Genomic DNA, 21089 nt, shown 5'->3' on the forward strand with positions numbered 1-21089 from the left:
AAATTTTTCATTGAAGTCATAAACAGTCGTTTTTTCGTCATAATCAAACCACATCTTCTATTTTTAGTGTCTGTTTAAAACGATAGTCTTTAGATTGTGTTGACAAAGAACAATTAGTGTACTTCCCTAAAATCTCTCGAACAGTGGACAGACCTATACCACGTCCTTCTCCTTTACTTGAGTGACCAAGTTTAAAGATACCGACTGTATTGATAGATTCTTGAGCAATGGTATTCTCCACTATTACTACCTTTGTCTCTCCACTGATAAGAGCAATGTTTACTTCTTTAGCACTGCTATCCAGACTAGCTTCAATAGCATTATCCAAAAAAATAGACAACACTGTTATGAAATCCAACAATTCCATCCTTGATACTTCAAAGACGTCGCTGACCTCAAGGTGAATGGTAATAGACTGTCCCTGTGCTTCCAAAATTTTACTAGCCAGAACACCTTTAACGGCTTCATCTTTAATATTAATCAAGTTGGCAATTTCGTACTGTTTCCCCTCAATCCGAGTCTTTGTTTTTTCAAGGATGTTATCGTAGATATCGGAAATAATAGCCATATCCTTGGAGTCAATGCCATATTTGATACTAGACAAAACATTTAGGTAATCGTGCCTGAAGCGACGAAGATCCGTATAGAGTTGCTCGATTTGTTGACTATAATGAGCCAAATCACTCATTTGCCTATCTTTTTGGAGTAGGACTTCTTCTTTTAGTCTCTCACTGAAGGTCGCATTGATATAAACAAGGGTCGCAAGAAAGAGTAAAGCATAGGTCACCACGAGATAAACATGCCAATCTCTTCCTCCAGGGCTCTGTTGCACAAAAAAGGTAATATATTGGAGAAGGAGGGCATAAGATAACATTGATATATCTATGAGTAATAAGAAGTACTTTGAAAATGACTTTCGAAAACCATAGTTTAATGCTTTGAAATCCACTTTTAAGGTCTTAATGATTAACCAAAACACAGGAAAGACTAGCAACTCAATGACAAGGTTTAAATGAAAATGGTTAAGTACAATCAGATAATGACGATTGATAACCAAGGCAATCCCATAAATAATAAGATTGTGAACAAGACTTTCTATGATGATTGGAAACAAGCCATAGAAAATATCTAATAACCTATTGCCATAACGATTTCTGTAGAGGGAATAAACAACCAAGAAGGCATGCCCTAAAACATAGGATAGTGCTGGAGAAAGCACAAACAAAAATCGGATAATCAAGGGGATGATGATATACCATCTTAGCTTTATCTTCTCGGAGGTAATGTATTGATAAATGAGAATAAAGAGGATAATCTCCGCTAAAAACTCTAGATTATCCAACAAAAAATTGATTGCTGTCATAGGCTGATTCTCTCAAGCAATTTCTTTAGTTTCAACTTTGAAACATAGCAAACGCCACCATTTTCAAAATAGACTGTCCCCGTACTTTTATCTAATTTGATGATATTTTCTGGATTGATAAGGAAAGATTTGTGGCATTTAAACAGTCTAGGGTCACTCTTTTCGATTTGTGAGAGACTGCCATAAAACTCAATCTGCTCCTCTTTAGTATAAAGGATAACCTTATGAACAATATCTGACGTCTCAAAGTACAAGATATCATGAAAAGGAACCTGAATAACGGTCTTAGCATTCTCAATCCGAAAAGCGTCTTCTGGATTCTGACTCTGTATCTTTTTGCAGGTTAATAAGATAATACTTTCCACACGCTTTTGAAAGTCCTCACCCTCCAAAGACTTATCAATAAAGTCTAGAGCTGCCAGTTGGTATTGAAAAGTTAAGGGAAGATACTCTGAATGAGTCGTGAAGAAAACAATATTGGCATAGGGGTCGTTCTTGCGAATCTGCTTTGCAACTTCCAAGCCTTTTTTAGTATCGTCTTTAATCTGAATGTCCAGGAAAAAGAGCTGATGAGACCCTCTCTCGGTAACAGACTCTAACAGTTGATTGGGTTTGTCAAAAACCTCAAAGTCGCCTACTTTAATGTTATTTTTCTTAAGAATCGTATGAATAACCTCTTCAATACGATTTTGTTGGATAAAATGATCTTCTAAAACATAGATGTTAAGCATGGCATAACTTCCTTTAGCATAATCTTAAGAGAAATTCTAAGTTAGAGCATTTCTTTAATAAATGAACCTCTCTTATTTATTAAAAATGAGATTTATTGTTCTCTTTACTTATTTTACATTTTTATTACAAAAAAACAATAGTTTGTAACATTTTTTTGCTTCAATCAACCAAAAAAACACCACCCTCAAAAGAGAGTGATGTTACAACTCTTAAGCAATGTCCACATAGCGTCTTGCACCGCTATAGGTTACATAAGACAACCAGGTGTGGCCATCAGCTGTAAGGACCTTGTCATAGCGAACGGACATGCCTTTATCATAGTAGGCTAACTCTGGGCTTGCAACGCTTGGTTGAGCCTTGATAGAGCTAGGTTTAGTAAAGGTATAGGTGCCAGTTGCCGCTAGGCTTGGACTTGCTGGTTGAGCAACTGCTGTTGCTTTAGCATCAATAGCAATGTAACGGCGGTTGCCTCCATGGCTAACATAAGAGAGCCATGTATGACCATCTGCAGTCACCAATCTGTCATAGTTAACAGACATACCAGCATCATAGTAGGCCAACTCTGGACTTGCCACACTTGGTTCTGCTTTAATGCTAGAGCGTTCCTTGAAAGTATAGGTACCAGAAGATGGTGTACTTGGTTGAACTAGTTGTTCTACAGGTTTAGTCACACTTGTTGGTGCGATAGCCACATAGAAACGATGTCCTGAATAGCTGAGATAAGAAAGCCATGTATAGCCATCATTATTGACAACCTTGTCATAGTTAACTGACATACCTGAATCATAGTAGCTAACATCAGGGTTGGCTACCAAAGGTTGAGTCTTAATGCCAGAACGAGCAGTAAAGGTGTATGAACCTGAAGCTGGAAGGTTGTGGCGGGTTGCATTTTGAACTGGAACAGTTGTGCTAGTGCCTCCAATACCTACCATCTTACCATCTTGAACATAGTAGAGATGGACAATATATTCGCCCGCTTCAGCCTTATGATCAGTAACATTGATGCGAACCTTGTAGCTACCATCACTTTGTCTGTCGGCTTGGTGCCATACAAGATCGTCTTGGCCGTCCTTAGCTGTCCAAACTGGAACACTTACGCCTTGGATAGCCTTATCACCACCAGAAACATTAGTGATATGAACGTCAAAACCAAGGTTAGAGAGATTTTCAATATTGATAGTACCACTTGGTTTGCTTTCTTGTTGAGCAAGTTTAGACACTGCTACATAACGGCGGTTGCCATTGTAACTGAGGTAAGAAAGCCATTGATAACCATCACCACTGACAATCTTGTCGTAGTTGACTGACATGCCAGCATCGTAGTAGGCCAACTCTGGACTTGCCACACGAGGTTCTGCCTTGATGCTAGAACGTTCTCTGAAGGTGTAAGTTCCTGCATCAGGAAGGCTATAGCTAGTAGTTGTATGAGTTTCTTCGACTTTGGCAGGAACTGTGTAAGTTGTGCCACCCACACCAACTAATTTACCATTAGTTTCAACATAGTAAAGATGAACATTGTAGAGACCACGTTCATTCTTGTGGTCAGTTAGACTGACGTTAACCTTGTAGTTACCATTGTTAAGACGAGTCGCATTATACCAGATGATATCGTCTTGGCCATTCTTTTCAGACCAGATTGGAACAGATACCCCGAGGACACCGTTTTGGTCTGAAACATTACTGATAACCACACTAAAGTCACCATTATCATGGCTTTCAATAGCAATATCGCCTCTTGGTTTAGCTACAGCCTCTGCAGCAGCACCTAGGTCGACGTAACGACGAGTACCATTGTATGACACATAAGAAATCCAACGGTGGTTGTCAGCAAGCAAAGATCTATCGTAGTTGACTGACATACCTGGATCAAAATTGAACTCAGTCTTAGCAGTCAAGCTAGGTTGGTTCTTCACATCTGCAGGTTTAGTGAAGTAATAAGTACCACGTTCAGGGATGACTTCATCTCTAGTCACTTCAGTGGTGCTACTAGTGTTTTCAGCCTTCAATGCTGCGATATCAGCGTAGTAGCGTTCATAGTCGTAACCAATGTAAGAAATCCATTGGTGATTGTCTCTCTTCAAGACCTTGTCGTAGATAACATGGTCGCCTGCACTAAAGACGAAGGTAGGTTTGATATCCATGATTGGCGCAGTACGAATTTCTGTTGTGCGACGGAAATAATAGGTACCGTTTGATGGAATATCAAGAGAACCATCAGCAGTCACTGGACCATCCACACCAGGTTGAGGAGTATCCACAGCTTCACGGTCAGTAACTCTAGCTTCTGCTACTTCTGAAGTTGCTGAACGGTTAGTTTCACTTACTACTTCAGAGCTAGCTACTGATGACACTTCAGAACGTGGACTAGCCACTTCTGATCTAGAAACAGTAGCAACAGCAGCTTCAGAATGAGCAACCTCTGCCGGTACTTCCAAAGAAGCAGCCTCGCTAGCCACTACACTATTAGCTTCAGAAAAGGCAACCTCACTGCTAGCAAGCTTAGGTCTTGGCGCTTCAGATCTTGAAGCTGGTTGATTGAGGACATCGGTAACAGCTTCTGAAGTTGCCTGGTCGATTTGAAGTGGTTCAGAATTATTTACAAAAACTTCATAATCCTTGCTGGTACTTGTGCTGTTGGCTTGTTCCTGAGCCAAAGCATGTCCACCAAGCAACAAGCTCGCACCAATCAAGACTGATGCAGCTCCAAAAGAATATTTACGAATTGAGTAACGTTGACGTTCCTTAACAACATATGCCTTTCTCATTTTGATCACTCTCACTTTCTAGGCTGTTTGATAAACATTGGAACCGTTTTCACATTTCTATTATACCCCTTTGAAATATTTTTTACAATTATTTCAATATTATTACTAAAGTTTTTAAGTATGAAAAGATAGGATTTTCATCCTACCTTTTCAAGTTACTTTTATTGTATCACATCTTAGAGCTGTTCTGCTACTGCTGAAAGAAGATCTTGGATACCATTGGCATCGCTACCACCGGCCATGGCCATATCTGGTTTACCACCACCACGACCTGATACGATTGGTGCGAGAACCTTGATAACATTACCTGCGTGAACATCTTTAGACTTGCTTGCTACAAGAACATTAACTTTTTCGCCAATGTGAGCTGCAAGGACAAGGACGTCAGAGTAGTCTGCTTGTTTCCATTGGTCCGCGAAGGTACGAAGGGCACCTGCATCAGAAACTTCTACTTGGCTAGCAATGTAACGAACACCGTTAGCTTCTTTAACATCTTTGAAGACGTCACCAGCTGCAGCTGCAGCTGCCTTTTCTTTAAGCGCAGCATTTTCTTTTTGAAGGGCATGCAATTGCTCTTGAAGGCTGGCAACCTTGTTAGGCACTTCTTTCAATTGTGGTGCCTTAAGTGTTGCTGCGATTGCTTTGAGGGCATCTTCTTCTTCACGGTAAGCAAGGTAAGCTTCACGTGATGTCACTGCCAAGATACGACGTGTTCCTGAACCGATACCTTCTTCTTTGACAATCTTGAACATACCGATTTCAGCAGTGTTGGCAACGTGCGTACCACCACAAAGCTCAACAGAGTAATCACCGATTGAAACGACACGAACATTCTTACCATATTTTTCACCAAAGAGCGCCATAGCTCCCATTGATTTAGCAGTGTCAATGTCTGTTTCAATAGTTGTTACTGGAGTAGCTTTCCAGATTTCTTCGTTAACTTGTTCTTCGATAGCACGCAATTCTTCTGGAGTTACAGCCTCAAAGTGAGTGAAGTCGAAACGCAAGAATTCTTGTTCGTTAAGAGAACCGGCTTGAACAGCATGATCACCGACGATGTTATGAAGGGCAGCGTGCAAGAGGTGAGTCGCTGTATGGTTCTTCATGACACGGTGACGACGTGTGTGGTCAATTTCAAGTTTGTAGTTAGCCCCTACAACAAGTTCACCTTCAACTTCAACAGTGTGAAGGGCTTGTCCATTTGGTGCACGTTGAACATCAACAACACGCGCAACGACTGTACCAGCTGCATCTGAGATTGTACCGTGGTCTGCTACTTGTCCACCCATTTCGGCGTAGAATGGTGTTTGTTCAAAGACAAGGAGGGCTTGACCAGAGTTAACACTATCATGACGAGCATCATCAGCAACGATTACGCTCAAACGGCTTTCAGCAGTTTCCGCTTCATACAAGAACTCAGATGGTTCAGTGATATTAGCGAGGGTTTCATTTTGCATCCCCATAGAACCACCTTTAACCACGCTAGCACGCGCACGGTCTTGTTGTTCTTTCATGGCAACTTTGAAACCTTCATGGTCAATCTTGAAGCCTTCATCTTCAGCCAACTCTTCTGTCAACTCCACTGGGAATCCGTAAGTATCGTAAAGTTTAAAGATGTCTTTACCTTCAAGCGTATCTTTACCAGATTTCTTAAGGTTAGCAAGAAGCTCGTCAAGCATGCTTGAACCTGCATCGATGGTACGTGCAAAGGTTTCTTCTTCACGTTTAACAATCTTCTCGATAAAGTCTTTCTTCTCAAGAACTTCTGGGTAATAGCTTTCCATGATTTGACCAACAGTTGGGACAAGTTTGTACAAGAAAGCGTCAGAAATACCGAGACGACGACCGTGCATTACGGCACGACGGAGAAGACGACGAAGGACATAACCACGACCTTCATTACCTGGAAGAGCACCATCACCGATGGCAAATGCCAATGAACGAATGTGGTCAGCAATAACCTTGAAGCTCATTGTGTCACCATCTGGATCGTAAGTTTTACCAGACATTTTTTCGATTTCACGAATGATAGGCATGAAGAGGTCTGTTTCAAAGTTTGTTTTAGCCCCTTGCATTACGGCTACAAGACGTTCAAGACCTGCGCCCGTATCAATGTTTTTATTAGGAAGTTCCTTGTATTCTGAACGTGGAACTGCTGGGTCTGCGTTGAATTGTGACAAAACGATGTTCCAAATTTCAATGTAACGATCGTTTTCAATATCTTCTTCAAGTAAACGGATACCAATATTATCAGGGTCAAAGTCTTCGCCACGGTCAAAGAAGATTTCAGTATCTGGTCCTGAAGGTCCAGCACCGATTTCCCAGAAGTTATCTTCAATTGGAATCAAATGACTTGGTTCAACACCGCAGGCAATCCAACGGTTGTATGAATCTTTATCATCTGGATAGTAAGTCATGTAAAGTTTGTCTTTTGGAAAATCAAACCACTCTGGGCTTGTCAAAAGCTCATAACCCCATTCGATAGCTTCATCACGGAAGTAATCACCAACTGAGAAGTTACCAAGCATTTCAAACATAGTGTGGTGACGAGCTGTCTTACCAACGTTTTCGATATCGTTGGTACGGATAGCTTTTTGTGAGTTGGTAATACGTGGATTTTCAGGAATCACAGAGCCATCAAAGTATTTTTTCAAAGTGGCAACCCCTGAGTTAATCCAAAGAAGGGTTGGGTCGTTAACTGGAACCAAGTTAGCTGATGGTTCAACAGCGTGACCTTTTGATTTCCAGAAATCAAGCCACATTTGACGAATTTGTGCTGAAGTAAGTTGTTTCATTGTTTCTCCTTAATCAATTGTTTCTTATTTTGAGCTATTCTCGAGCATTTCCACATAGTCAATAGCGACACATAGGGAAATGGCTAAATCGGCATAAGTATTTTCATAAACGGTAACAGTATAGGTCGATGTTAGATGGAAGAGTTCCTTTTGAATCCTAGCAACTACCTGATCTTGACTATTAAGCAGTTGAAAATCCAGGTCCCAAATATTCCCCTCTATTCGCAAGCCAAGATTATCGACATCATACTTATCACGAAGAAAGGTTAATTTTTTACGAATGTAAAAACTCGAACCATCCTGTAAATCCACCGTAAATTTAGGTAAGAGACTAATAGGCTCCTTGGTGATATGGCTAACCTCACGACCAGCCTCATCAAAAATCGTAAAGGTCTTTGGAATCTTAAAAAAGGACCCTTCTACCTGATAGGCAACTCGACCTTGATCATCCTTGATATCAAATCGTTCACCGCCCAATCGAAACTTCTGTTTGACAAAATAGGTTTTCATACGCCACCTCCAATAATGTCATACATTCATTCAAAAAATACTAAAAGAATAAAAGACAAGACCACTAAACGAAGGGCGACGTGAACCGCGGTACCACCTTCATTCAATGAACTTGTCATTCTTATTTGTCTTTAATTGTGAACTTTGAGTAGCAAGTAACCAGATTCGTCCATGGCTCGCAACGACCGCCATTTTTCTGTATCAGAAGCAATGATTACCAATCTCAAAGGGAAGGCTAAAAATGTCATGATATTAGAACTTTTAGCCACTCTTAATTTTAACGTGTTTTAGGTCTTAGGTCAAGCTGATAATAGCATTATCAACTCTATCTTGTGATTTATTTGCTAGAGCTTGATGATGAACTTGATGAAGCCCCAGAACCAGTCACATACTGGTCAAGAATTGCGCTGAAGGCCTTGTCTACAACTTTAACATTGTATTTTTTAAGGACCTTAGCAATCACTGAGTTAGTGAAGTTAGTATCAGCTTTCTTACCATTGATGATAACCTTAGTCAAATCATCCTTATAGTTTTTCCAATCTGCATTTTTCTCAGATTTTGAAACAGTTTTGACGATATAGTAAGTTGCAGCACCAGTTGAACTATTTGAAACAGTCACTACGTCAGAAACGGCATTAGCATCTTGTTTGAAGGCTGCTGTCAAAACATCTGTCGGGAAGTCTTGAGAAGCTGAGTTAACTGTCTTAGAAGTCACTTCCAAGCTGTTATCTTTAGCAACTTGTGAGAAGTCTGCTCCTTCTGCTTTAGCTTCAGAGTCTACCTTATCTGCCACTGCTTTATCAGTAGTTGAAACTACTTGTACCTCTGTATTTGGTGTGTAGTTATCATAGGCAGCCTTGTAATTTGCTTCCGTCAAATCTTTTTGTGCGGCTTGGTTAACAGCGTACTCAACCAATTTTTGTGTACGGATTTGAGTACGGTATGACTCTTCTGTTTGACCATAGGCTGCTAGTACTTGTGAGAATTGATCTCCGTATTGTTCTGAAGCTTGCTTATAAGCTTTGTCTACGTCTTCTTTGCTGACTTTGCTACCATATTCTTTTTCAAGAGCCTTTTGCAAAGTTGCACTCAAAACACTTTGTTGTGTTTGGCTGCTACCTTTAAGTGAATCAAAGACATCACCGACAGTAACAGTATCACCTTTCATAGATACCAAAGTTGTTTCTTCAGTCGTTTTGTTCCCTAGAGAAACGTACATAGCACCAGCACCAACAAGGGCTGAAACAGCTACAAGGGCAAGACCTCCGAGGAAGCGACCACCTGAACTTGGTTTACCAGCATCACGTGTTTTCTTAGTTTTAGCACGTTTAGCTTTTTCTTTCGCCTTTTCACTAGCGAGGGCGATGCTTTCCTCTTCTTCTTTTTGACGATCAAGTTGCTCTTGTTCTGCGTCTTTGTCTGCTACAACCTCTTCAACAGTTTCTTCTGTTGACTCAAGGTTTTCATTTTCTTTAGCCATTCTATCTACTCCTTAAATTGTCAATATCTTTGTTATTATACCACACTTACTTAAATAATGCTTAATCTGGCAAGATAATATTTTCAGAATTTTTCCGAAGCATAAGAAGTCCGTCACTCATAGGTACCAAACTAGCAGTCAAACCAGGGTTATCTAAGGTCGCATCAAAAAGGCGATGCAAACCACGGTAAATCGTACGCTGACCACGACGAACCTCCATAATGTCTTTGGCAATATCTCCACCTTGGAAAATATCATCAAAGACTATGACACCACCAACCTTAAGACGTTTTAAGATTTCAGGCAGAAAGACAATATATTTAGACTTTGCTGAGTCCATAAAGACAAAATCATAATCAGTGTCCAAATCTTGCAAAACTTCTGCTGCATCTCCTTCGACCAAGGTGATTTGTTTGCGGCTGTCAAACTTGGCTAGATTTTCCTTGGCAAAACCAATCATTTCTTCATTACGATCAACAGTCGTAATCTGAGCATCAGGCGCATATTCAGCCATAAGAAGGGCTGAAAAACCAATAGCCGTTCCTACCTCGAGTATTTTCTTAGGCTGCAAGGTCTGTAACAAAAATCGGAAATAAGCAACAACTTCGTGCTGGATAATTGGAATATTTTCCTTACGAGCAAAGGCCTCCAGTTCAGCCAAATGCCCTTTATTTTCCTGAAGATGCGTTCGCATGTAGTCCACGATATCCTTGTTTACTACTGGGCGACGCATGTTGTGATTTGCGTTTTTACTATATGATTTAACCATGTGTTTTATTATATAAAAAATCCCTAGCGAGTGCTAGAGATTTTTCTTATCTATAACTCAAATCCTCATCATTAGACTACTTGACGAATAACCTTCTTTTTCAAGAGGTAAGCAATAACTAAAGCTACCACGTAAAGAGCAATGAAAACAAGCAAGGTCATCTGGTAAGATTTTGTCAATTCATAAGCTACCGACAGGAGCATTGGTCCCACCAAGGCTGCCATAGCCCAGGCAGTCAGAATATAACCATGAAGGGTAGCCAATTCCTTTGCCCCAAAGATATCGCTAAGGTAGGGAGGAATCAAGGAGAATCCTGCCCCGTAGCAAGTCATCAGAACAGCCATCGCAACCACAAAGACAAGTGGAACTTGCAGGACAATTAGGAGGATAGCCATAACGATATTAACCACAAAGAGGAGGATAAAGGTCTTCGGACGCCCAATATAATCCGACAAGCCTGCCCACAGAAGGCGACCAAAACCATTAAAGATTCCCATAACACCGACAACAACTGCTGCTGATTCCGCTGACATCCCAACCATATCTTGAGCCATTGGAGAAATAGCAGAGACAAGGGCTAAGCCACATGAAATATTGATAAACAAGATAAGCCATAACCAGTAGAAAGTTGACGATTTCAGAGCTTCATTAGCCGTAACCCCTTTGCTCAAATCAGCAGCCTGACGGTTTGGACTCTTGTCAGCCAACAGTTGTGCTTCCTCTACACTTGGTCGTTTAATGAATTGTGAGACAAAAAGCATCACAATAAAATAAACAACTCCCAAGATATAAAAGGTCTGCTCAACACCACGTACCTGAATCAGATATTGGGCAATAGGGCTGGTTAGCAGTGAGGCAAAGCCAAAGCCCATGATGGCAAGACCAGTCGCAAGTCCACGCTTATCAGGAAACCACTTAATAATAGTTGAAACAGGCGTAATATAACCTACACCCAGTCCTAGACCACCAAGAATACCGTAACCAAGATAAAGTATCCACAGCTCTCCCTGAGCAATGGCAACTCCTGTTAGAATGTTACCTCCGGCATAGAGAACAGCCGACATACTTCCAGTCACTCTAGGACCAAATTTTTCAACCAAACGTCCCATGAAGGCTGCAGAAAGACCAAGACAAAAGATGGCCAATGAAAAGGCAAAAGAAACTGAAGATTGATCCCAGCCAGTCTGGGCCATAATAGGATTACGATAGATACTCCAAGCATAGGTAGACCCCAACATGAGATGGAGTAAGACACCACACGTTGCTACAAGATAACGATTGGTTGTTTTCACAAAAACCTACTTTCTATTTCTGAACATTGTTCACTTATCAATTATAAAACGTTAGGTTTTTAGTCTATCATGAATATAAACAAAGGGCTATAAATATGCTCATTAGTAATTTTCCGTAGCAATTAGGACCTGTATGCTATAAACGTTCGTTTTTTAGATGTAAAAAGAACCACTCTTATTCAGAATGATTCTTTCATATAGTATAGTAACTTCTTTTTAAGAAAGGTGAACACCTTTTTCAACCAAGGCTTCCAATTCAACGAGACGGTCTTCAAAAACTTTGAAGGCAGCATCCAAGTAGTCGGTATTGGTCATATCAACACCAGCTTTCTTGATAACTTCCAAAGGATAATCTGAGCTTCCCGCCTTAAGGTAAGTAAGGTAAGCTTCTTTATCCTCCTCAGTACCGTGAACAATTTTTTCAGCCAAGTAGCTTGCTGCCGCAAACCCTGTAGCATATTGGTAGACATAGTAATTCATGTAGAAATGCGGAATACGTTCCCACTCAAACTGAATTTCGTAGTTATCTTCAGCTTTGAGGTTATAGTATTTCTCATTGAGGTCTGCGTAAAGCTTATTCATGAAGTCCGCTGTCAAGATTTGACCAGATGCATCTGCCTCATGGATAGCATGCTCAAACTCAGCAAATTGTGTTTGACGGAAGACAGTTCCTTTGAATCCATCCAAATAGTGGTTAAGAATAGCAAAACGTGTCTTGTCATCTTTGACCTCTTTAAGAAGCGTTTCTGTCAAGATATTTTCATTGGTTGTAGACGCAATTTCCGCCAAGAAGATTGGGTAATCTCCGTAAACATATGGTTGAGTCTGACGTGTGAAAGTTGAATGCAAACTATGACCAGTCTCGTGAACCAAGGTAAAGAGATTGTCCAAAGTATCTTGCCAGTTCAAAAGCATGAAAGCATTGGTATCATAGGCACCACCTGAGTAGGCACCTGAACGTTTTCCTTTGTTAGGGTGAACGTCAATCCAACGTTCCGTAAAGGCTGCATGAACCCCTTTACTATACTCTTCACCAAAGATTGCCAAGACTTCTTCTGCTTTCTTGAGGGATTCTTCATAAGTAAGAGCAGTTTCAGTCTCAGAAAGTGGTGTATAGACGTCATACATCTTAAGCTCATCAAGCCCCAAGACCTTCTTACGCAAATCAAGGTAACGGTGCAAAAGTGGCAAATGCTTGTTCACTGATTCCAAGAGTGAGTCATAAACACTCTCTGGAATAAAGTTAGCCGCAAGTGCTGCATGACGTGCTGAATTATAGTGACGAACTTTGGCTTGGTAATTGTGAACCTTGACAACGCCTTGTAGTGTTTGTGCATAAGTATGTTGAAACTGCTCGTAAGTCCCATACATCGCTTCATAAGCTCCCTTACGAATGTCACGGTCCTTAGATTCCATGAGAGTGATAAAGTTACCATGCGTCAACTCAACCACATCCCCTTGGCCATCTGATACCCATGGGAAGAGGATATCAGCATTATCCAAGACATTGAAGGTATCCGTTGGACCGTTGAAGATATCACCTGCTGCTGCCAAGAGCTCCTCAGCTTCTTGAGAAAGAACGTGGTCCTTGTTTGCCAAAAGGCGTTCGAAATAGTGGTCATAAAGTCCAAGACCTGGCTCTTGTTCTTTAAACTCAGCTAATTTCTTATCATCCAAGGCCATAAATTCAGGCTCAAAGTATGCAAAGGCTTCACTCAACTGTGAGTAAAGGTTTGAGGCCTTAGCTTGGTACTCTTGGTAAAGCCCTACTGTTGTGTCTTGGTCATTTTTCATTGACGCATAGACATAGATTTTCTCCAAGCGACGCATAAGGCTCATATAAAGTTCTGTTGCCTCAAGCAAGTTCTTAGCAGAATCTAAGAGATGACCTGCATAAGCACTAGCCTTCTTCAAATCCTGAACAGTGCTTTCATATTCAGTCTCCCAATCTGCATCTGTCGCAAAAATGGTCGTCAAATCCCATGTGTATTTCTCTTCTAAATGAGCACGATTGTCTGACATAATATTCTCCTTAATTGTATCTATTCTTTACTATTTTAGCATAAAAGGTGGGAGAGTAGAGAGTTTGTCGATAAGAAAAATGCCTTTTTCGATAATATTGCATAAAAAGCTTTTCAAAACCTTCAAGTGACTGTCTAATTTGTACAAAACCCTGCTTAGATTCTGGAAATCTCACTTGTGGAAAAAAATCCTGATCAGACAGGCATAACAAATTCATTCCCTTAAGATAGGCTTTTTCCTGCCTTCTCATCCACCTTGGATTTTTCCCAATTAATTCTCGTTGAATCACATGTGAGACCTTCTTTCGCTGAGTTACTTGATAAGTCTCAACCTGCTCTGCTTGATAAGGAAAACGTAAAACTGTCATGAGATTTTCGGTTAACGGCCAAGCCTTAGTTAAATAATAGACTTTCCCAAAAATATCCTCATAGATGAGATACTTAAGTCTAATTTCCTCACGCTTCCAATCAAGCTCCCATAGGTGAAATCCTATCTTAGCCGTAAAATAGAGAAAGTCCCGCTGTAGGTCTGTTAAACGTCCATTCAACCAGAGTTCCTCACCCAAAAGCCAACGCACTTCGTAACCTGCTTGGTGATAGGCACATGTCCTCTCTCTCAAACGTTGCTGGGATAACCGAGAACACTGAACTTCTAGAGCCAGGGAATCGCCAACAAATAAATCTGCAATTTGCCCCATCTCAGACAAAACTTTTTCAATACTTACTTTTTCACCATGATTAACCAAAGATTTATACAAAGCTGCCTTAAGGGATAAATGTTGGGCCGATTCATTCTCCGAGAAGAACTGACAATCTTGCAAAGACTTATGAGCAAAATGTGGACACATTACCTGGCCATGTCTCAGAAGAACAACTCCCTGGCAACCAGGACAGCTATAGGATTCCTTACGTTGCAAACTGGTTTCTAGAGCTGAAACGAGCTTCCCCTCCTGATTTCTTGCAATTAACATGACTCTCTCCTTCGTGCACTCTCTTACTTATTCGTAAAAGAATTCACAAAATAAAAAAACATCTAGATTACTCTAGATGCGTCCCCCATTCAAACTGAAACTTGCTCCCTGCTGTATGGAAACTTAGGTTTATAGGTGTATTGCTTACCTTGGGATACAAGTGCCGCTCAGTCCATTTGATCTCTTTTCAACAATCTCAATTCTTCAAGGAAAATCCCCCAATTTTCCTAGGAATCAGGATTTTGAAAACAGTTTCTATCCCACATAACCATTAAAAATAGCTATTGTAGCATAGACAGATGCTCTCACAAACATCTGGTCAAATTCCGTCACTGAAGCATCATCCCAATATGCTTATCACCCTTTTGTTCCGCAATCCCACTAAAAACTTAATCCTTGAGTTGATAATGAGATAAAACAATTTTAGACTTTTACAAGTTAAAGTCTTTATTTACTAACATTGAACCACCATTTCCCTAGGTGCAGTTCAATACCAACAAACGCAAAACCGTGTTGGTCCAAAATGGTTTCTAGTCAAGAGTATCTTATGATTGATAGTCAGTCAATCTGAAGAACTTTCCCTCTAGCTTCTTTACGCAGAACGTCATACTGCTTACAAGATACTATTTCCTAGAAGAGTATTGGCTAAAAAAGCCACTCTCAAAACATACCACCTATCAGTCATTAGGTTTAGTCCACCTTCTGATAGGTATATTAGCAGTTACTGCTTTATTTTCTTTCCCTCTTCGCTTTTGACGATTAGTCTCTACCGATTCTGCTGTTTTTGAATCTGTCGTTTGCTCTACACGGATTAAAAATACCGCTAGCTCCCGCTACGATGATGCTGATGTTTAAAATCGATTAATCTATTTTTTTGCTGTTTAAATCTTCTCTTTTTAAATCATCACAATGAAACATTGGAATTTGATAACCTAGAATTCCAGATTCTAAGCTAGTCTTTTTTGACCAGGGAGTCACCCTGACAAAAAACAAACTCTTCCTAACACAATCTATTATACTGTATTATAATTTTTTGTCAATTAATTTATTTCATATTTTTTGAAAATAATATTTAGACTCTTGTTTTTTACATGGTTAGCTATAGATAAAGGCCTATAATATAGGCCTTTATACAGTTTTGAAAAAATTAGAAAATGTATATCATTTTTTCTTTTTTGAGTCTAAATCAAGTAGTTTTACTAAATGTCAGAAAATTTCATCTTCCTTGTTTCTAGCTAACTTGATTCTTCCAAACCAAAAAAGCTAGGAAAATTTCCTAGCTTTTTTATGTATTATCTTAGTGTTTACGTTTGTAAGTTGAGATACCGAACAAGGCCAAAGCTGATGTCACCATAGCTGCACCTGCTGCTGCAGAAGCTGCTGTTGATTTTTCACCAGTAGCTGGAAGAGCTGGAGCTTCTTCTTTTACAGGTACTGATGTTGGTGTTACAGGTTTACCTGGTGTAGGTTCTGTTGGAGTTGTTGGTACTTGAGGTTTTGGTTTCTCAGTTGTTTCTTCAACAGACACAAAGTTTTTGTGGTAAGTAACTGATGCTGAAACAGTATTTGGAAGAACTGGTTTATTTGGTTCTTCTGGCAATTCAGGAACAACTACTGTTGAGTTAGTTGCGAACCAGTAAGCAGTTGGAACGTTAAGGTTATTTCCGCTTACGATGAAGTCCATTGGTTCACCCTTGAAGATTGTTGCAGCAGCACCATAGTAGGCATTCTTCGTACGAGGTGTTCCATCTGGGTTAATCGCATCCCAACCTTCATCTGTGACTTCACCAGTTGTTGGGTCTACTGTTGAGTCACTGTTAAAGCGTGAACCGTTAGCCACAAATTCGTTATCGTTTGTTGCATAAGCATAACCATCTTCATGCAAAGTGATAGATGAACCAGGAATTTGAACATATTCATTACCATTCAAACCAACTTTTTCAATGTGGTTTCCAAGCTCAGTGTTCCAGTGGTTAAGTGATGAGATACTCAAAACTGATCCGTTCTTAGACAAATCAAGCGGTGTCACTGATGACTCAGAATCAAAGAAGTTCAAGTTCATCTTAACGTGAAGTTTTTTGTTAGTGTCGTCAGTTTGTGAACCAATGAAAAGTGTCTTAGTTGGATCGTGGTACAACTTAACAATGGCTGAACCATCTGCACTTGGTGTTTCTACCAAAGTGTAAGTTGCAACGATTTTCTTAACTGGAGTACCATTGAATGATGTTCCGTTTAGGTTGTTGTATGTTACAGTCAATGTTTGACCTGTAGCCATTTTCAACCATACATCTTCAGTGTATTCTCCGTCAGCATTGATAGTGTATTGTGTACCGTTAGCTGCACTAAAGTCACTTGGAATGTAACGAGATGTGTTGAATTGTTCAAGGATTTCATCTACTGAGTGACCTGATTGGATTGTTTTATCCAAGTAGTCAACAGAACCTGCTGAATTTTCAACAGTCATTGTAGCATCAGATTCTGTTTTATAGATTAAACCAGTAGCATTTTCAGCCAATCCTTTTGTCAAAAGACGAGCAGTTGTTCCACCAGTGTATTCTTTATAAGCTTTTTCCCAAGCAGCATAAGCAAGAACGTCTTGGTAGTATTTATCCAATTGTGTCTTGTAATCTGCAAGTTTTTGTTTATATTCTGAAACCGCAGTTGTCAAAGCTGTTGTTTGAACTTTGTTGTCATTGTTAGCAGCTTCAACGCTAGTGTGTTTAACACCTGCTTCTTCTGTAGCTGTGAATCCTCCTGTTGCAACAACATTTGCTTTAGCAGATGTAAGAGCTGCATCAGCTTCTTCACGAGTCAATTTATTTTCAGAAACAACTGTATTTGAAGCTTCTTGAGCATCTTTAGCTGCTTGATCTTGAACAGCTTTAACATCAGCAGAATCTTTTGATGCTGCTGCAGTCGTTGTTGCAGCTTCAACAGCGTTATTGAAGTCAGGATTTGAAACTTCAGCAATAGCTTTAGTTGTTGTTTTTACAGTAGTATCTGTTTCAGTAGTAGTTTTTTCTTCTGTTCCAGGTACTGTAGTGACAACTGCTGCATCACCTGTTGTTTTAACAAGATTAGCACTTGACTCTGCAGTCGTATTTGATACGGTTGCATCAGTATCAGTAGTTGCTGTTACATCTTTAGCTTCATCCGCAGCTGCTACACTTGTAGCCGCGAGTCCTGCAAGCAATACGCTTGAATACAATGTTGTTTTAAATGGATTGACTTTCATTTACACTTTCTCCTTCTTGGTTAACATTTTATTAACCTATTTTCTTCACCGTTTAATATACTACCGTGATTTTCAAAATTTGGCAATAGTTTTCTAAAAAAAATATTATATATTTGCTACATATTTTTAAAATTTGACACATTTTTGTTATAATTTAACCATTCCTTTACAATTAACTGTAATTCATAAGGGATTCACAGAGTTTTCACTTATTACTTTCTTACAGCCGTTCATTTTTTTCTCATAAAGAACTGTTTCTAAGATAGCATATGTTTTCTACTATATTCGGGTTATCATGAAGTGACCTCTTCATTACTAAAAACACATAAAAAACACCTTCAAGACCTTGACTTTAAGCGTTTTTCGTCGTATACTCGAAAAAAATGTTAAGAAAGTTGGGGGACTTTTCAATGACTAAAAAAGAAATGAGATTGCTGATCCTTCTTGGGATTAGTTTTATTTTAGCGAACCTTGTACTGCGTTTGCTTCTTAGGCCTCTGCCTGAGAATATAGGTTATCTCATTAAAACGCTTGGCCTTATGTGTCTATACTATTTCCTCGTACAGAGACGCCTTGGATTAAAGATCAAATCGACTAAAAAGATAAGTTGGTCTGAAACCTTAGGGGTTTGTTGGTTTCTTCTTTTGGCAGATTTCTTCTATGTTTCTGCGGTTGCTTTTGGGATCAGTAAAGCACCTCACATGATAGGAACTGCCTTGGTTATTGCCTTAGGAGCCGGGTTTTTTGAGGAATATTTTTTTCGTGGACTTTTCCTTAAACTCGCCTTCCAAGATGGTATTAGATCTTCAAAACAGGTTTTAGGAGTCGTTTTCTTATCTGCCATAATTTTTGGACTAGCCCATCTTGGAAACCTCACTCACCAGCCCTTGAACGCTACCTTGTTCCAGGTTTATTATGCGACAGCTATAGGAATATTCTTTGCTGCTATTTACCTACGTACTGGTAGCCTCTGGTGGACTATTATTCTGCACTGTTTGGTTGATTTTGCCAGTGTCCTTCTCTCGCAATCAACACAGGCTGCACCAGCTACAAGTATCTGGCATTTCATTTTCTGGCTACCTTTAATTGCCTTAGGACTCTTCCTTATTCGTCCTAAAAAATTGAAAGCCATTAGATATCTTAATGACTAATATTTCAAACTGCATCCCACAAGTTAGATTTTTGGTGTCTAACCTGGGGATGCAGTTTTTCATTTATCAGCACCACATTCTTACAACTTATCTCAATTTCCATTATTACTCCAAAAACGATTTAATCATAGAAATTTCATATCAGGTCTTCATCTATTCCTATCAGAATTTTGCTGATTTTAGACTTCTCATTTTGTTATAATATGACCTACAATCATATTTTTTTAAAGGGGATGCTTATGAATTTTCAACAATGTCGCTATGTTCAGACTATCGCTGAAACAGGGTCTTTTAGTAAGGCTGCTAAAAAACTCTTTTTGACTCAACCTAATCTCTCAGCATCCATCCGTGATTTAGAGGAAGAACTTGGAGTCCAACTCTTTGAACGTTCCAATACAGGAGCTAAACTAACTGATGACGGTCATGATTTTCTCAAATACGCCAAACGTATTCTTGGAGAGCTAGATCTACTAGAAGGACGCTATCGCAAATCCTTTAAGAAATCATTCACTGTTGCCAGTCACCACTACGATTTCTTGTCACTTCCCATGGCTCACATTGCCCAACGTTTTCGTAGTGATTATCAAGAATTTCAACTGATTGAAACAACAACTAGGAAGATTCTCAAAAGCGTTGAAAGCTTCGAAAGTGATCTGGGGATTATTTATCTAGATGAAGATAACGACCATATCTTAGAACGCAGTTTCCAACACATGGATTTAACTTTTACCCCACTTGGAGAGTTTGAAACCAAGATTTTCTTAGGTCGCCAACATCCCCTAGCTCACAAAAAATCCCTCAATCTCAAAGATTTAGAGGGATACCCACAGGTCCGCTTTCGTCAAGAAAGCTCTGGAATTCATTTTGACGAAGATCCTCTCGAGGTTCTGCCTGACCAACAAGTGATTTACAGTAATGACCGAGGCAGTGTCATGAATTTGCTCTGTGCCTCAGATAGTTACGCTTCTGGCCTCGGTATTGTTAATAGTTTCATTAAGGACCAAATTGTTTTACTTCCACTGAAGAACAGTCCAAAGCACACCTTGGGGTTTGTGACAAATAATAAACAGAAACAATCCGCAATTATTCAAGCATTTATCGAGGAAATTCAGGATAGCTTACTACCCCACCACTAAGGAGAAGAAAATGGAATTTCAAACACTTAACAATGGCATCAAAATACCCGTGCTTGGTTTTGGTGTCTGGCAAATTTTCGATCAAAAGGAATGTCAAAAAGCCGTTGAAGACGCTCTTTCTGTAGGCTATCGATTAATTGATACTGCTAGTCTTTATCGAAATGAGGAAGCCGTGGGACGTGCTATTAAGGCATCTGGTATCCCTCGAGAGGATATTTTCTTGACTAGTAAAGCCTGGATTAGCCAGCTCGGCTACGAAGATACCAAATTAGCCCTAAAAGAAACACTTCGCAAACTAGATACTGACTATCTTGATTTATATTTGATTCATCAACCTTTTGGCGACTTACATGGTGCCTGGCGTGCTATGATTGAGCTTAAGCATGAAGAACTTATTAGAGCCATTGGGGTCTCTAACTTCTCAACAGGACGTTTGGCAGATTTTGCCTTGCAAACACCTGTTATTCCAGCAGTCAATCAAATCGAGTTGCACCCCTATAAACAACACAAACTTATCCAGAAAGCTGATAAGGAATTTGGCACCCTAACGCAAGCCTGGGCTCCTTTCCATAGAGGTGAGGATGGTATTTTTCAAGACCCAACCCTAACTGCTATCGCTGAAAAACATGGTAAGACAGTTACTCAGCTCATTCTCAGGTGGCAAACCCAACAAGGTATTCTGACCATTCCTAAAAGTACCCATATCGAACGAATGAAGGAAAACTTTAATAGTTTTGACTTCCACCTAGACCAAGCAGATCTTGATGCTATCAGTAAACTGGACCGATACCCAAATGCTTATGGTCCTGATGAAAGTGTAGAACGCATTAAGCATTTATTGAAATATAGTGTATAAAAAAACGAGTTCG

At 39.8% G+C, this 21089-nt stretch carries 14 protein-coding genes; 3 read left to right on the forward strand and 11 right to left on the reverse strand.

The genetic code is table 11. The features are described 5' to 3' along the window. Nucleotides 1-43: 43 nt before the first annotated feature. The 11 genes from HMPREF1517_RS04165 to HMPREF1517_RS04215 form a co-directional block, all read right to left on the reverse strand. Nucleotides 44-1363: a sensor histidine kinase gene (locus HMPREF1517_RS04165; protein WP_037599524.1), complete on the reverse strand. Its 1320-nt coding sequence runs from the start codon at nucleotides 1361-1363 to the stop codon at nucleotides 44-46. After that, nucleotides 1360-2094, reverse strand: a complete 735-nt coding sequence (locus HMPREF1517_RS04170; protein WP_037599526.1) for a response regulator transcription factor — start codon at nucleotides 2092-2094, stop codon at nucleotides 1360-1362. Before HMPREF1517_RS04170 ends, HMPREF1517_RS04165 begins: the two co-directional genes overlap by 4 nt. 210 nt (nucleotides 2095-2304) lie before the next feature. Beyond that, nucleotides 2305-4860 (reverse strand): SH3 domain-containing protein, encoded by a 2556-nt coding sequence (locus tag HMPREF1517_RS04175; RefSeq protein ID WP_037599528.1) that lies wholly within the window; start codon nucleotides 4858-4860, stop codon nucleotides 2305-2307. A 176-nt stretch (nucleotides 4861-5036) separates the two neighbouring features. Beyond that, nucleotides 5037-7655, reverse strand: coding sequence for an alanine--tRNA ligase (gene alaS, locus HMPREF1517_RS04180; protein ID WP_037599530.1), 2619 nt, complete (start codon nucleotides 7653-7655; stop codon nucleotides 5037-5039). A gap of 24 nt (nucleotides 7656-7679) precedes the next feature. Further along, entirely contained in the window at nucleotides 7680-8165 is a 486-nt protein-coding gene (locus HMPREF1517_RS04185; protein WP_037599532.1) for an LURP-one-related/scramblase family protein, read from the reverse strand. A gap of 337 nt (nucleotides 8166-8502) precedes the next feature. Next, nucleotides 8503-9645 carry a peptidyl-prolyl cis-trans isomerase gene (locus HMPREF1517_RS04190; RefSeq protein WP_037599534.1) on the reverse strand — a complete coding sequence of 381 codons (1143 nt, stop codon included), beginning with the start codon at nucleotides 9643-9645 and terminating at the stop codon, nucleotides 8503-8505. Nucleotides 9646-9706: 61 nt separating this feature from the next. Beyond that, nucleotides 9707-10414, reverse strand: a complete 708-nt coding sequence (locus HMPREF1517_RS04195; protein WP_037599536.1) for an O-methyltransferase — start codon at nucleotides 10412-10414, stop codon at nucleotides 9707-9709. Nucleotides 10415-10485: 71 nt separating this feature from the next. After that, nucleotides 10486-11706, reverse strand: a complete 1221-nt coding sequence (locus tag HMPREF1517_RS04200; RefSeq protein WP_037599538.1) for an L-lactate MFS transporter — start codon at nucleotides 11704-11706, stop codon at nucleotides 10486-10488. Nucleotides 11707-11922: 216 nt separating this feature from the next. Next, entirely contained in the window at nucleotides 11923-13728 is a 1806-nt protein-coding gene (gene pepF, locus HMPREF1517_RS04205) for an oligoendopeptidase F (RefSeq protein WP_037599540.1), read from the reverse strand. A gap of 10 nt (nucleotides 13729-13738) precedes the next feature. Then, the gene (locus HMPREF1517_RS04210; protein ID WP_037599542.1) at nucleotides 13739-14698 is read right to left on the reverse strand and encodes a competence protein CoiA; all 960 of its coding nucleotides are present in this window, start codon (nucleotides 14696-14698) and stop codon (nucleotides 13739-13741) included. Nucleotides 14699-15995: 1297 nt separating this feature from the next. Next, nucleotides 15996-17933: a GbpC/Spa domain-containing protein gene (locus tag HMPREF1517_RS04215; RefSeq protein ID WP_037599544.1), complete on the reverse strand. Its 1938-nt coding sequence runs from the start codon at nucleotides 17931-17933 to the stop codon at nucleotides 15996-15998. A gap of 410 nt (nucleotides 17934-18343) precedes the next feature. On the opposite strand from HMPREF1517_RS04215, the gene HMPREF1517_RS04220 reads away from it, so the two are divergent. From HMPREF1517_RS04220 to HMPREF1517_RS04230, 3 genes are all read left to right on the forward strand, one after another. Next, nucleotides 18344-19084, forward strand: coding sequence for a CPBP family intramembrane glutamic endopeptidase (locus tag HMPREF1517_RS04220; RefSeq protein ID WP_037599546.1), 741 nt, complete (start codon nucleotides 18344-18346; stop codon nucleotides 19082-19084). Nucleotides 19085-19323: 239 nt separating this feature from the next. Beyond that, nucleotides 19324-20220 (forward strand): LysR family transcriptional regulator, encoded by an 897-nt coding sequence (locus tag HMPREF1517_RS04225; protein WP_002885507.1) that lies wholly within the window; start codon nucleotides 19324-19326, stop codon nucleotides 20218-20220. 10 nt (nucleotides 20221-20230) lie between these two features. After that, the gene (locus HMPREF1517_RS04230) at nucleotides 20231-21076 is read left to right on the forward strand and encodes an aldo/keto reductase (protein WP_037599548.1); all 846 of its coding nucleotides are present in this window, start codon (nucleotides 20231-20233) and stop codon (nucleotides 21074-21076) included. The last annotated feature ends 13 nt before the right edge of the window (nucleotides 21077-21089 follow it).

It is taken from the genome of Streptococcus sp. ACS2 (assembly GCF_000525585.1).
GTDB lineage: Bacteria > Bacillota > Bacilli > Lactobacillales > Streptococcaceae > Streptococcus.

Coding starts and splice junctions, on each gene's coding strand:
- HMPREF1517_RS04165 (WP_037599524.1), bottom strand. CDS start 1,363: ATGACAGCAATCAATTTTTTGTTGGATAATCTAGAGTTTTTAGCGGAG.
- HMPREF1517_RS04170 (WP_037599526.1), bottom strand. CDS start 2,094: ATGCTTAACATCTATGTTTTAGAAGATCATTTTATCCAACAAAATCGT.
- HMPREF1517_RS04175 (WP_037599528.1), bottom strand. CDS start 4,860: ATGAGAAAGGCATATGTTGTTAAGGAACGTCAACGTTACTCAATTCGT.
- alaS (WP_037599530.1), bottom strand. CDS start 7,655: ATGAAACAACTTACTTCAGCACAAATTCGTCAAATGTGGCTTGATTTC.
- HMPREF1517_RS04185 (WP_037599532.1), bottom strand. CDS start 8,165: ATGAAAACCTATTTTGTCAAACAGAAGTTTCGATTGGGCGGTGAACGA.
- HMPREF1517_RS04190 (WP_037599534.1), bottom strand. CDS start 9,645: ATGGCTAAAGAAAATGAAAACCTTGAGTCAACAGAAGAAACTGTTGAA.
- HMPREF1517_RS04195 (WP_037599536.1), bottom strand. CDS start 10,414: ATGGTTAAATCATATAGTAAAAACGCAAATCACAACATGCGTCGCCCA.
- pepF (WP_037599540.1), bottom strand. CDS start 13,728: ATGTCAGACAATCGTGCTCATTTAGAAGAGAAATACACATGGGATTTG.
- HMPREF1517_RS04210 (WP_037599542.1), bottom strand. CDS start 14,698: ATGTTAATTGCAAGAAATCAGGAGGGGAAGCTCGTTTCAGCTCTAGAA.
- HMPREF1517_RS04215 (WP_037599544.1), bottom strand. CDS start 17,933: ATGAAAGTCAATCCATTTAAAACAACATTGTATTCAAGCGTATTGCTT.
- HMPREF1517_RS04220 (WP_037599546.1), top strand. CDS start 18,344: ATGACTAAAAAAGAAATGAGATTGCTGATCCTTCTTGGGATTAGTTTT.
- HMPREF1517_RS04225 (WP_002885507.1), top strand. CDS start 19,324: ATGAATTTTCAACAATGTCGCTATGTTCAGACTATCGCTGAAACAGGG.
- HMPREF1517_RS04230 (WP_037599548.1), top strand. CDS start 20,231: ATGGAATTTCAAACACTTAACAATGGCATCAAAATACCCGTGCTTGGT.